The sequence below is a fragment of the Acinetobacter sp. FDAARGOS_515 genome (assembly GCF_003938865.1).
Lineage (GTDB): Bacteria > Pseudomonadota > Gammaproteobacteria > Pseudomonadales > Moraxellaceae > Acinetobacter > Acinetobacter ursingii.
In genome coordinates this window covers 315,138-328,074 of the sequence record NZ_RKIX01000003.1, presented here as the reverse complement: position 1 = coordinate 328,074, position 12,937 = coordinate 315,138, and the positions used below count along the sequence as shown (strand labels likewise).

The following is a 12,937-nucleotide window of genomic DNA, read 5'->3' as shown; positions in this document are numbered from 1 at the left end:
GTTTATTTTGCCTCAGTCACTTTAAAGACCACACTCATTCCTACCTTCAAATCTGGTATGGCATGTTCTGGGACTAAATGTAGTTTAAAACTACGAATGTCATAACCACCTGTTTGGCGCGTGGTTTTAATCGTGGCGAATTCACCTTCCGCATCAATATTTTTAATTTTAAACTCGACTTTTTGATTGAGCGCAGGAATATAACCTTCTAGAGTCTTGGCTTTATACACCGAGCGATATTGATCTTCACGCACATTTAAACTCACCCAAAGTTCATCATCTTCCAAAATACTAACCACGGGTACAGCGGTCGCGACCAGCTCGGATGGTTTGCCGTAAGTTTTAGAAATAGTTCCATTGACAGGTGAATACAGTTTGGTTTCACCTTCAAGTGCGTTAGCTTCTGCTAATGCAGCCTGAGCAATTTCAACCTGCGCATCCGCCATTGATTTTTGTTCAGGGGTGCTGCCGCGTTTGGCTCGGGCATATTGTTGATAAGTTGCTTCGCTGAGTGCTTTGGCAGATTGTTGAGCAGCATACATTTCATCACGACGTTGCCGTGAAATTACACCTTCTTGATAGAGCACGGCTCCACGTTGATAGGTTTTAGTGGCCAGTTCTGCCTGTGCCTGTACACTTTTCCAATTGGCATACAACGTCTCAATGTTTTCTTGCTGTGAACCACGTTCAGCCGTGGATTGCAGCGCTTGTGCAGATTGTAAGGCAGCCAGAGCTTGCTGTTTCTTTGCCTGAATTTCAGGGCTAGTTAACAACACCAGTTCCTGTCCTTTTTTTACTTTTTGCCCTTCAGAGACATAAACTTGTTCGATCCTACTAGGCACTTTGGTACTGATATGTAAGGTTTCAGCTTCTACTCGACCTTGCACTTGTACTTGTTTGGGTTGGTAGGCTTTCCATAATCCATAAGCAATCAGTCCCAGGAGTAATAACACCACAATTGCAACGATGACTTTCAAGAGTCCTTTGTTTTTAGGTTTTTCAGACTTACTTTGCTGTTGTTCCGTTTGATTTTGCTCGATCTGATCAGGTTTTGCTTCTGTATTCTCTGGATTAGAAGAGGAATCTGGATGTTGAGCGTCAGATGGTGGTTGATCTTGATTCATCATGTCCTCTCCTTTAACGAATGAAATCGGTATTTGGTTGGTTTACATAAGCTTTAAAGTTTGAAATCGATCCGTGACTTTGTAATAAAGTCGCCAATGATAAAATATATTTATAGGCATTGAGCGCCATTTCGCTATCTAAAGCATTTAAGGCATTTTGAGCATCAATCACTTGTGTTGCAGTACCCATATCTTCTTTAAAGGACAGCTCTTGAATGCGTAAATTTTCCTGTGCCGCTTTTTGGTTTTGTAAAAGTAAACTATGGGTCTGTTGTGCTGAATGAAGTTCGCTATAAGATTTATTCAGCACATTTTCAATTTCTTGTTTGGTACGTGCCGTAAGTAATTCTGTAGCATAACGTTTAAGTTCGGCAGAATGGATACTTTTACTTTTATCAATGCCTGAAAATAAGTTATAGCGAGCTGCAATACCAACGATCCAGTTTTCTTTATCATCGAGGCTATATTCACCAAAAGCAAATAAATTTGGTTTTTTGGCGGCTTGTTGAGCTCGAACATTTTCATTGGCAATTTGAGTATCCATTTGCATTTTACGCACCAGACTGGACTGTTCTGGATAGGTGGCCATTAAATTGTCTAATGATTGAGTTTGGGCTTTGTTAACAAATAACGGCGTAGTAAGTTGATTCACTTGATTGGTTCTGAGCAGATTATTGAGTTGAAACTGACTACTTTGTAAATTTGCCTGTGCATTTTGCAATAAACGCTGCGCATTGTTCCTTGCCACTTCAAACTGCATGCGCTGTCCTTTACTTAAAAAGCCCTGTTTTTCAAGTTTGAGAGCATTATCCAAATGCCGTTGCATGGCATTAAAATTAAATTGACTAGATTTCAGCAATTGCTGTTGTAATTGCACATTGAAATAAGCCTGAATCATTTCAAAGCGTTGTACGTCTTGTTGTTGCTCGGTATTAAGTTCTGAACGTTGTGATTGGATCGCTGCAATTTGTTTGGTTGATTTGAGTAAGCCGCCTGTATAAAGCGGCATGACCATCGAGATAGATGATCTGATTTGTTCATCTTGTAAGATTAAATTGGCGTAATTAGGAACCATGTTGACGCCATCATGAATAACACCACTGACTCCATTTTCAATATCACCAATGATATTAGGAGGAATCACATTTTCCCATTCATTCAACTGGTTATCGAGTTTCTCATTCAGCGCATTTTCAATGCCCTGTTTAAATGAATTTAATGGCACATCTACTTCGTTGTGAAATTTATAGGCGCGAACATTCAAATCAATCCGTGGTAGCCCCAAACCTTTTACAGCTTCGGCATCCAATTTTGCAGAACTTTGCAGGGCTTGATTGGCCTGAGAGGTGTACGAGTTTTCAAGCACTTGCTGTTCAGCTTGTGCATAGCTATAACTTTGGGCTTGTACTTGAGCGCACAAGCCTGTAAAACCTAATCCAACCGCCATGATCTTGAATAAAGTCTGCGTCAAGAAGGTTGGTTTTGTTGTATAAACCTGACGTCTAAATTTCATAGAAAACAACTTTTAATATTTTCAGCTAGTGTAATCGATTATTTATAAAAGTAAGTTATTGAATTGTTTACAATACATTTGTATAACAGGCTTAAACCGCTGATCAAGTCCAAATCAAACCCTAATCTTGATCAAGCAGGAGATTGTCAGTTTGATATTAGCCTAAATTAAGATTTTGAATAGACTAAATCAAGAGACTTAGCAGTTCATATTGAAATATTTATGGGTTCAATTACTGCACGAAACTTCAAGATATGGTTAAATGCCACATTCAGTTTTGTTTCACTCTAACAAAGGAAAAATCATGCGCGCGTACAATTTCTGTGCTGGTCCTGCTGCATTACCCACTGCCGTTTTAGAAAAAGCTCAAGCTGAGTTATTGGACTGGCACGGTAAGGGCCTTTCCATCATGGAAATGAGTCATCGCAGTAAAGATTATGTCGCGGTTGCGGAAAAAGCTGAAGCGGACTTGCGTAAACTGATGAATATTCCTGAAAATTATCAGGTTTTATTTTTACAGGGCGGGGCATCACTTCAATTTTCAGCGATTCCACTCAATCTTTTGGGTAAAAATCCTAAAGCAGACTATATTCATACTGGGATTTGGTCAGAAAAAGCCTTAAAAGAAGCACAGCGTTATGGCGAGATCAATATCGTAGAAGCGGGTACAACGCTCAATGGCAAACTGGCGATTAAAGACCAAAGCGAATGGAATTTATCTCAAGATGCTGCCTATGTACATTATGCTGATAATGAAACTATTGGCGGTTTACAGTTCGCGGGTGTTCCAGAGGTGAATGCACCTTTAGTATCTGATTTGTCTTCAAGTATTTTGTCTGCGCCAATTGATGTATCCAAGTTCGGTTTGATTTACGCGGGTGCGCAAAAAAATATTGGTCCAGCGGGTTTAACGATCGTCATTGTTCGGGATGATTTATTGGATCAATCTCGTTCAGAGATTCCTAGTATTTTGAAATATTCTGCACAAGCAAAAAATGATTCAATGGTGAATACGCCTGCGACTTATTCATGGTATTTGTCTGGTTTGGTTTTTGATTGGTTACTCGAACAGGGTGGGATAGAGGCTATTCATCAGGTGAATCTGGAAAAAGCCAAATTGCTTTATGGTTATATCGATGCCAGCGACTTTTATAATAACCCGATAGCTGAAGCGAATCGTTCAATTATGAATGTGCCATTTACTCTGGCAGACGAAGCTCTGGAAAAACTGTTTTTGAAAGAAGCTGAAGAAAATCATTTGTTAAATCTGGCGGGACACCGCTCAGTCGGTGGGATGCGTGCGAGTATTTATAATGCTGTTCCGATTGAAGGTGTACAAGCTTTGGTGAACTTTATGGATGACTTTGCTCGACGCAATGGTTAATTGAGCAAAAAAATAAAGCCCTCAAAATGTGAGGGCTTTGTTTTGCATATTTGATATATCAAAAAACCAATAAAATTAGGCAGCTAATAAGCCAAAATGGTAAAAAATCATGGCTGCGAGAAACATTCCAAGAATAAAAAAGCAAAAGGCGCCTTTGTCCAACTTAATTCGTTGACCACTAAATTGGATGAGACTATAGCTTTGTTGTTCTCGAATAATTTTCATTAATGAGCCTAATAATTAAATTATTGTGAAAATATATTAATTATTCGTAGTTTTAGCATAAATATTCGCCTGAATCCAGAGGTTGCCGCGAATATACTGCCCAATTTCAAAGTTTTTATACAAATGTTGTTTTGTTGCAATACGAATTAATGTTGCAGGCAGATTATCTTCTAAAACTAAAGTGACATCATAAAGGGTATATTCCTCATTCATAAACGTCATGGAAGTTTTACCTACAATATTACCCTGAAACCACGCTTCATCTTCCTGACCCATTGTTTCGCCATATAAATAGGCCACCATTTTAGAAAAATCAACAGTGACAGGTTCTTTATCTTCAGGGGTTTTCGGCTCCCATGCATTAATCAGTTCCTGTAAATTTTCAGGTGCCACGCCATTATGTTCAGCTAAAATATCATTTAATGCTCGATGATGTTTAATTGAGGCTGGATCATCCACAATAATCGTTTCATTATCCGCTACCTGTTCTAACTCATAGGCCCAAGCATTGAGTTGAACCTGATAATTTTGATCTTTTTGATAATGGCCATGATTGACAGCATATAAATTATCAAAGGCATAAATAATCGTGTTTGCATTTACTTTTAGTCGTAATACTGCTTGAGTCGCAGAATCCGAAGTAATAATTCGATCAATGGTCGCATTAAATTTATACGGACTTTCAAATGTAGGAAATGCAGTTTTTAATGCTTTTGGTTTATTATTTTCAACTGCAATAATCTGATTCAGTTGAATAGGAGACTTTGCAGGGCCTTGAATGAGCCAAAAAGCCTGATCTATTTCTTCTTCACATTCACAAATCCCCATCGGCATAACAGGGCTATCTAAAGCCAAGCCCAACCATTTTGGGACATCTTGCTCAGGCTGGGTAGAAAGAAGTGTCCAGTGCTGCGCATGACTGCCAAAATTATTTTCTTCAATGTGAATGATTTCAGGGCTGTTTTGATTTTTCATATTGGCTGTGAATCGAAAATGGATAACTTGATATATTAAATCGAGCATATCTTGGTTTTTTCAAGTCTAGCACTGTAATTATGTAAAAAAAACATCAGGATTTTTCACCCGAATAAATATCCATGCGCAAAACTGAATCTGTTAAAATATTGCTTATTTTCGTCCAAGAGACATGCAGTTGTTAGCATTCAAGTTATGGGTAGATGCAGATGCATTGCCTAAAATTCTGCGTGAAGTGATTTTACGGGCATCTGATCGTTATCAACTCGAAGTGACCTTCGTCGCCAATCAAAATGTCGGGATTACACCATCAGTTCGAATTAAATCCATTCAAGTCATGAGTGGTGCAGATCAGGCAGATCAAGAAATTGTGGAGCGGATGCAAGAAAATGACATTGTCATTACGCAAGATATTCCGCTTGCAGCGCAAGTGATTGAAAAAGGCGGCGTTGCGATTCATCCGCGTGGTGAGGTTTATACCACAGCAAATGTTAAGGCGCGTCTACATCTTCGTGATTTTATGGATACCTTGCGCGGCGCAGGTGTACAAACAGGTGGGCCACCGCCAATATCTGAACGGGATAAACGAGAGTTTTCGAGTGCTTTGGATCAAACCATTTTGAAACAAAAGCGTAAAACAGCATGAGAATCCAGAATGCTATCTAAACGTAACATTGTCATAACCTATGTTGTGTTGGTGTTTATCTGGGCCACTACGCCTCTTGCGATTGTGTGGAGCGTGTCTGATATTTATATATTATGGGCAATGGCGTTACGTTTTTTTATTGCTTTACCCATTGCTGCGATTTTATTGTTTTTTCTCAAAGTTAAATTTCCTACCGACAAAGTTGCACTACAGAGTTATGTGGCGGGTTCTTTTAGTCTGATTGGTTCGCAGATTTTTACCTATATCGCAACACAATATTTAAGTTCGGGAATTATCGCGTTAATGTTTGGTCTAGCGCCGATTATTGCAGGACTAATGGCGCATTTTGCTTTGAATCAACATCTGAATCGATTGCAATGGCTAGGAATGTTTGTGGCGATTTCTGGGCTTGCACTGATTTGTTTTGCTGGATCTGAGCAGAATATTCAGCCCATTGGGATTGGTTTAATGCTGATCAGTGTATTTATGTATTGTCTATCCATTTTTTGGGTCAAGAAAGTCAATGCCAATGTACAACCGATGGCACAGGCAACAGGGTCGATTTTAGTCTCAGCTTTAGGAGCAATTTGTTTGATGCCGTGGATTTGGCAATATGCACCCACACATCTACCTGAAGCTAAATCGTTATTGGCCTTAATTTATACCGTGATTATGGCATCGTTGATCGCGATGTTTTGTTATTTTAAATTGGTACGCAATATCAAAGCGACGACTTTATCACTCACCAATGTCATGACACCACTTTTGGCCATGTTGGTTGGTGTTTTGGTCAATCACGAAAAACTATCCATGTTTGGGGTGATAGGCGCGGCGATTATTTTAATTGGGTTATTTCTATATTTTTATAAAGATTTACAAGCCAGTCGTAGATTACAAATGCACTTAAAACAGCAAAATTCCAAGCAATCATTTGAAAACGAATAACCTTCATAAAGATTTAGTTAGTCGTTTAATATTTGTTCCGCAATACATTCTGCTAGCTTCACTCGATCGTGTGGATGCAAGGTAATAAAATAAACCCCTGTTTTAAATTTATGATCATCTTCAGGAATGCTATATACCACTTGAGCCGTCACCGCGATATGAAAATAGTTGTCAGGATGACTAAGGGTGATATGAATATAAGTGCTTTCATTTAATGACTCAGATGCATAAAAACTGAGTCCAGTTTCAGAGACATTGACTTGTTCAGTACTTGGTAAGATGGATTGAACGATAGAGTCGTACAGAGAACCCGTAATTAAATTCAATTTTTGATTAAATAAAGATAAGATACGAGCAATTTGTTGATCTTTTTGATTTAATTGTTCTAATTCGTAGCTAAACGCATGATCAATTTGATCTAATTCTGCAAGTAGTAGAAAATAGCGCGGCAAAACAAAACTTGGATCGTAAGGATCGTTAAGCGCAACTGCATCAGAAATAATCTGATAGTTGATTCTTAACGCAGCATCTATACGAGACATGACACGGCGTTCAGTTATACCACTCGAATGCTGTGAATTTTCCATAATGAAATTACCTCGGATTAGATGGTATGTTTAAACCAATCTCGTTATATATCGGGTTGAGATATACTCGCGCACGGCGTAGTAATCACTTTATTTCTTTTATTGCATTGGTTTCCATGATTGGTCTCACCTTAGGTGTTGCCGTACTCATCACCGTGCTATCGGTCATGAATGGTTTTGACCGTGAGTTGAAAAACCGTGTCTTAGGCATGATACCTCAAGCTACTGTTTCTTCAACACAAATTTTAACAGATTGGCCAGAACTTGCAAAAAAAATTGAAAGTCATCCGCATGTCACGGGTGTTGCCCCTTTTACCCAGTTACAAGGCATGTTGACTGCACATGGTCAGGTGGCAGGCATTATGGTGACTGGGATCGAACCCAAATACGAAACCAAGGTTTCTATTATCCAAAATCATATGGTTGCAGGGAATATTAATAGCCTGCAAAAAGGTGAGTTTGGCATAGTATTGGGTAAACAAATGGCAGATGCATTGGGGCTGGGTCTTCATGATAACGTGACCTTAGTGCTTCCCGAAGCAACGCCATCGCCAGCAGGTGTCGTACCGCGTTTTAAACGTTTCAAAGTGGTGGGAATTTTTAGCATTGGCGCAGAAGTCGATTCGATGATTGGCTATATCGCCCTAAATGATGCTTCAACGCTGTTACGTTTGCCCGATGGCGCACAAGGTATCCGACTAAAATTAGACAATATCTTTCAGGCACCTCAAGTCGCAAATGACATTGTGAAAACCCTGCCACCGAACTTTTATGCATCTGACTGGACCTATACTCACGGTAACTTATTCAGTGCGATTCAGATGGAAAAGGCGATGGTGAGTTTGCTACTGTTCTTAATTGTGTTGGTAGCGGCATTTAATATCGTATCCTCTTTAGTGATGGTCGTGACCGATAAAAAATCAGATATTGCCATTTTGCGAACCTTGGGTGCTTCTCCAGCGACCATTACCAAAATTTTTATGGTACAAGGCACGGTGATTGGTGTGATTGGGACCGTTGCAGGTGCGATTTTGGGCATCATACTAGCGACCAGTATCAGTAATGTGATCGACTGGCTCAATACTGCTTTTGGCTGGCATTTGTTTGACGCTTACTTTATTAACTATTTACCGTCGTATTTAAGATGGCAAGATGTGGTGTTGATTGTTTCTGTGTCTTTAATCTTAAGCTTTTTAGCGACCATTTATCCAGCTTTGCGTGCTGCAAAAATTCAGCCTGCGGAGGCTTTACGTTATGAGTAAAATCGTTCTGGAAGCCAAAGATATTTATAAAAGTTTTACCGATGGTAAATCCAAGGTTGACGTGATTAAAGGTCTGTCTTTACAGGTGAACGCGGGTGATTTTGTCTCAATCGTGGGAGCAAGTGGTTCTGGTAAAAGTACTTTACTGCATGTATTGGGCGGACTGGATCAGCCAACGCAAGGTCAAGTATTTTTAAATGGTCAGCGCTTTGACACTTTAGGTGAAGCGGAGCGCGGTTTTAAGCGTAATGAATATTTAGGCTTCGTTTATCAGTTTCATCATTTGTTACCTGAATTTACGGCACTCGAAAATGTAGCAATGCCGCTTATGTTGCGTAGTAATAGCAACTTTAAAGAGGTGAAACAACGTGCAGAATATTTGCTAGAGCGAGTCGGATTATCACATCGTTTGGAACATAAACCTGGTGAGTTATCGGGGGGTGAAAGACAACGTGTGGCTTTAGCTCGTGCCTTAGTGACTAAACCTGCTTTAATGTTAGCTGATGAGCCCACAGGTAATCTGGATCGTAAAACAGCGATGACGATTTTTCAGTTGCTGATGGATCTGAAAAAAGAGCTGAATATGGCCATGCTCATAGTCACACATGATGAGCAGCTTGCTCAATCCGCAGACTCAATTTTGCATATGCAAGATGGTTTATGGGTTGATCAAATTAGCTAAGATGAAATGATTTACCGACCAATAACCTTTTAATGCTCATGAAAATGGGCTTTAATTTTGCCCAAAAAGAATGCCTATAAAATTACATGTTAAAAATTATATTGTTGGGATGGATTGCAGGCATCAGTTTGATGGGATATTCATTGCCTTACCTGAAATCGATCAGCGTTTATTTTATTGTATTTGTTTTGATTTTATGGATGATTTATTTTGTAAAAATAAAAATATGCAGCGAAAATATATCCTTTAAAGCAGTTCTAATCGCAAGTTTAACATTTGGTATGTTGATACTTGGTGATCTATACGCAGACCATGCCTTAACTGAACATCTTAAATATAAAGAAATGACGTCAAGAAGGGCATCTGAAGTCATCTATATTCGAAAAATCGGAGAAAGTACAGAACACGGAATTAAGCAGCCAATAGAAATTTTATCTCAAAATAAACCCACGGTTGTATGGCTAGCCTATATTGATGATCAGCTTTTGGAAAATATGCAGATTAACAATAATAGCTTAGCACTAGGACAATATTATCAGGTACAAGGAATCGTGAAGCCTGTGCATGGTTATGCGAATGCAGGAGGATTCGATCAGGAAAAGTGGTTTGTTCAGCAAAACTGGATGTCAGGCTTTCAAGTCCAACAGATTCAGCCCCTATCGATGCAACAAGTTTATGGTTTGGGTTTTCAGCAACATCTCAAACAGCAAAATAATCTCTGGCGAAAATTTAGTCTAAGTATTGAGCAATTACGACTGGATTTTCGTATTCAATTACAACAGCAACCCCTGAAATATAAAGCATTGATGCTGGCGCTGTTGACAGGTGATCGTAGTTTACTGGATCAAAATACTGAACTGCTTTTTCAGCGATTTGGTATTTCACATTTACTGGCGATATCAGGCCCACATGTTCTGATTTTAGCGGCACTCTTTACATGGCTGATGACACGTATTATTCATAAGTTTAAGCCAAAAATCTATTTAAGATGCCCTCGTCAGATTTTGCTGATTGTACCATTTTGTGGTTGTGTCTTTATTTATACCGCATTTGTGGGCTTTGAAATTCCAGCATTACGCACCTTATTATTCACCCTGATTGCCAGTTTATTCTTAATCTTTAAACATGAAATTCGACCGTTTAATTTGCTGTTATATACCGCAAGTCTGAGTGTATGGATTGATCCATTGAGTATTTTATCGGCTGCTTTTTGGTTATCTTATGGTGCTTGTTTTATTTTGTTAAATATTTATCAATCCATGCAGCATCAGTCAGATTCAGTACCTAATCTAAGGCAAAAGATCTGGAAAAACAGCAAAATATTGGTTCAATCGCAATGGAAAATTTTTATTGCTTTATGTCCATTGGTGCTTATATTTTTTAAACAGCTGTCTTGGATTGCACCGATTGCCAATCTGATTGTGATCCCATTTTTAGGTGGGGTGATCGTGCCACTGGGCATTATTGCAGCTTGTATCTCCTTGATCATTCCGTCTTTGGGACAGCTACTTTTTCATATTAATGACTTATTAATAGGTCTTTTATTTTTTATTTTAAACGGTCTGGATCATCTTTTTCAGCCCGAGCTGTACACATTTGCTTTAACTCCCATGCTTTTGCTCAGTTTTAGTCTCGGTATTGTGTTGTTATTTTTACCTAGAGGTAGTATTCCAAAGTCATGGGCAGTGTTATGTATTTGCCCCATATTTTTATTGGCATGGATCAAACGGGATACACAGATATCGGTGATTGATGTAGGGCAAGGGCAGTCTGTTTTTGTACAAGATGCATCTCAGCGTATGCTGATTGATACGGGCGGTTATTATGATGAAAGCAAATTTAGTATTGGTCAAAATGTTGTGGTTCCTTATTTAAAATCTCAAGGGGTCGCACAACTTGATCGTATTTTACTTTCTCATTTGGATCAGGATCATAGTGGAGCGCTAAATGCTGTTTTGCAGCAAACCAGAGTCAAGCATTTAATGGCCAATGAAACCCTACCACAGCCCACATTATCGTTACAAACTGATGCTTCTTTTTCCAGATGTCATAAGGGTCAAACATGGCAGACCCCAGAGATACGCTTACAAATACTCTCTCCAGAATCTGTTGATGATCAAACAATTCAATACAACCGAAATGAGTATTCCTGCGTGGTCTATCTGGAGCTGTTGAAGGCGAATAGTTTACGTCGATTTTTAATTATGGGCGATGCTGGCTGGGAGACCGAATATCAAATTTTGCAAAAGTATCCCGACTTAAAAGTTGATGTTTTGGTGTTGGGGCATCATGGTAGCAAGCACAGCTCATCTTATGATTTTTTAAAGCATTATCAGCCTAAAATCGCGATTGCATCCGTTGGATATACCAATCGTTATGGACATCCGAGTTTAGAAACCTTATCTAGATTAGATGCTTTACATATTCCGCTTTATACCACGATCCAGTCAGGAACGATCACGTTTAAGGTGGAAGATCATGAAGTAAAACTGGAACAATATCGAAATACAGTTAAGTGGCTGAATCTGTACGAGTCATATTAAGTTGTTTGGCTTGTTCACGCACTTGTTCTACTTTTTCCAAAGCAGCTTCATCCTCTAGCGTATAAACATTGTCGAGTTCAGGATTCGCTTTAAAGCGCTTATAACTCCAATGATAATGTTGAGGATATCGACGAATTAGATTTTCAATGGCGTGATGAATGACCAAGGTGCCATGTGCATCTGATCCTTCATAGATTGCAGGATCAATCGGTTCGATAAACATGTCAAAACCATCACTTTCATTTCGAATCGCGTACAGAAGAAGTGCCTTGGCTTTGGTTTTTTGAATGAGTTTTGAACTTAGGTTACTTGATGCAAGAGGAATACCAAAATAATCGACCATTTCTCCACCTACGTGTGGGGAGTGATCGGGTAAAATCACTGTCGTTCCACCTTTCTTCAAGGCTTTAAAAATCTGACGAACACCACTTTCATCAGTGGGAACCAGATTGGCTTGTTCTCGGCTTCTTGCTTCACGGACAAATACATCTGCATCTGCATTTTTAACAGGTTTATATAAAATGGTCATGGCTGTAAATTGTGCACACCATGCATTCATCACTTCCCATGTACCAAAATGTGGAACAATTAAAACCAAACCTTTATTTTCGGCTAAGGCTTCGTGGAAATAATGCTCGCCTGTAATATTTTGAATACGAGAAATATTTTTCTGATTAGACGAACCCCAAACACTAAAGAACTCAAAATATGAAGTGAGTTCATTACGAATGGCTTGTTGTGTAATCTGATCACGTTCATCTTCAGTCAAATAAGGTAAAGCGATTTGTAGGTTTAGCTGAATGGTTCTAGACGTTTTGGTAATTTTTAAAGTGTTGACTAATCCTGCGAGCATACGCGCAATAAAACGTGAAAATTGAATAGGCTGTCGGCTAACGAACCTTAAAAGACGGTAATTGAAGCTATGAGTATCAGGTGTCGTCATTATCAAAAAGTGTTAAATAAAGTAAGGAAAAAATCATCGGACAAAAATATTATAAGTGAAATCCTATTGATTAAATAGTTTTTACCGATTCAGTGTATATAATGGCAG

The 12,937-nt window shown here is 38.9% G+C and carries 11 protein-coding genes; 6 read left to right on the top strand and 5 right to left on the bottom strand.

The genetic code is table 11. The annotated features are described in order from the left end of the window. Positions 1-2 precede the first annotated feature (2 nt). Positions 3-1,127 (bottom strand): HlyD family secretion protein, encoded by a 1,125-nt coding sequence (locus EGS47_RS03040; RefSeq protein WP_005003138.1) that lies wholly within the window; start codon positions 1,125-1,127, stop codon positions 3-5. 10 nt (positions 1,128-1,137) lie between these two features. Then, positions 1,138-2,637, bottom strand: coding sequence for a TolC family protein (locus EGS47_RS03035; protein WP_005003139.1), 1,500 nt, complete (start codon positions 2,635-2,637; stop codon positions 1,138-1,140). A gap of 304 nt (positions 2,638-2,941) precedes the next feature. Between EGS47_RS03035 and serC the strand changes: the two genes are divergently transcribed. Beyond that, positions 2,942-4,021 (top strand): 3-phosphoserine/phosphohydroxythreonine transaminase, encoded by a 1,080-nt coding sequence (gene serC / locus EGS47_RS03030; RefSeq protein ID WP_005003140.1) that lies wholly within the window; start codon positions 2,942-2,944, stop codon positions 4,019-4,021. 261 nt (positions 4,022-4,282) lie between these two features. Here the strand turns inward: serC and EGS47_RS03025 are convergent, their stop codons facing one another. Next, entirely contained in the window at positions 4,283-5,221 is a 939-nt protein-coding gene (locus tag EGS47_RS03025; protein WP_035272230.1) for a hypothetical protein, read from the bottom strand. A gap of 172 nt (positions 5,222-5,393) precedes the next feature. On the opposite strand from EGS47_RS03025, the gene EGS47_RS03020 reads away from it, so the two are divergent. Further along, positions 5,394-5,867: a YaiI/YqxD family protein gene (locus tag EGS47_RS03020; RefSeq protein ID WP_004990454.1), complete on the top strand. Its 474-nt coding sequence runs from the start codon at positions 5,394-5,396 to the stop codon at positions 5,865-5,867. Between the two features lie 9 nt (positions 5,868-5,876). Continuing rightward, on the top strand, positions 5,877-6,812 hold the full coding sequence (locus EGS47_RS03015) for a DMT family transporter (RefSeq protein WP_005003143.1): 936 nt from the start codon (positions 5,877-5,879) through the stop codon (positions 6,810-6,812). A gap of 17 nt (positions 6,813-6,829) precedes the next feature. Here the strand turns inward: EGS47_RS03015 and EGS47_RS03010 are convergent, their stop codons facing one another. Beyond that, positions 6,830-7,399 carry a PilZ domain-containing protein gene (locus EGS47_RS03010; protein ID WP_005003144.1) on the bottom strand — a complete coding sequence of 190 codons (570 nt, stop codon included), beginning with the start codon at positions 7,397-7,399 and terminating at the stop codon, positions 6,830-6,832. A gap of 26 nt (positions 7,400-7,425) precedes the next feature. On the opposite strand from EGS47_RS03010, the gene EGS47_RS03005 reads away from it, so the two are divergent. From EGS47_RS03005 to EGS47_RS02995, 3 genes are all read left to right on the top strand, one after another. Beyond that, entirely contained in the window at positions 7,426-8,661 is a 1,236-nt protein-coding gene (locus EGS47_RS03005) for a lipoprotein-releasing ABC transporter permease subunit (RefSeq protein ID WP_004990448.1), read from the top strand. Then, positions 8,654-9,343 carry a lipoprotein-releasing ABC transporter ATP-binding protein LolD gene (lolD, locus tag EGS47_RS03000; RefSeq protein ID WP_004996415.1) on the top strand — a complete coding sequence of 230 codons (690 nt, stop codon included), beginning with the start codon at positions 8,654-8,656 and terminating at the stop codon, positions 9,341-9,343. Before EGS47_RS03005 ends, lolD begins: the two co-directional genes overlap by 8 nt. Before the next feature lie 86 nt (positions 9,344-9,429). After that, positions 9,430-11,886, top strand: a complete 2,457-nt coding sequence (locus EGS47_RS02995) for a DNA internalization-related competence protein ComEC/Rec2 (protein ID WP_213069592.1) — start codon at positions 9,430-9,432, stop codon at positions 11,884-11,886. Here the strand turns inward: EGS47_RS02995 and EGS47_RS02990 are convergent. Then, complete coding sequence (locus EGS47_RS02990; RefSeq protein ID WP_119686514.1) at positions 11,855-12,829, bottom strand: lysophospholipid acyltransferase family protein; 975 nt, start codon at positions 12,827-12,829, stop codon at positions 11,855-11,857. The two genes, EGS47_RS02995 and EGS47_RS02990, sit on opposite strands and share 32 nt — an antisense overlap. Between the last annotated feature and the right edge of the window lie 108 nt (positions 12,830-12,937).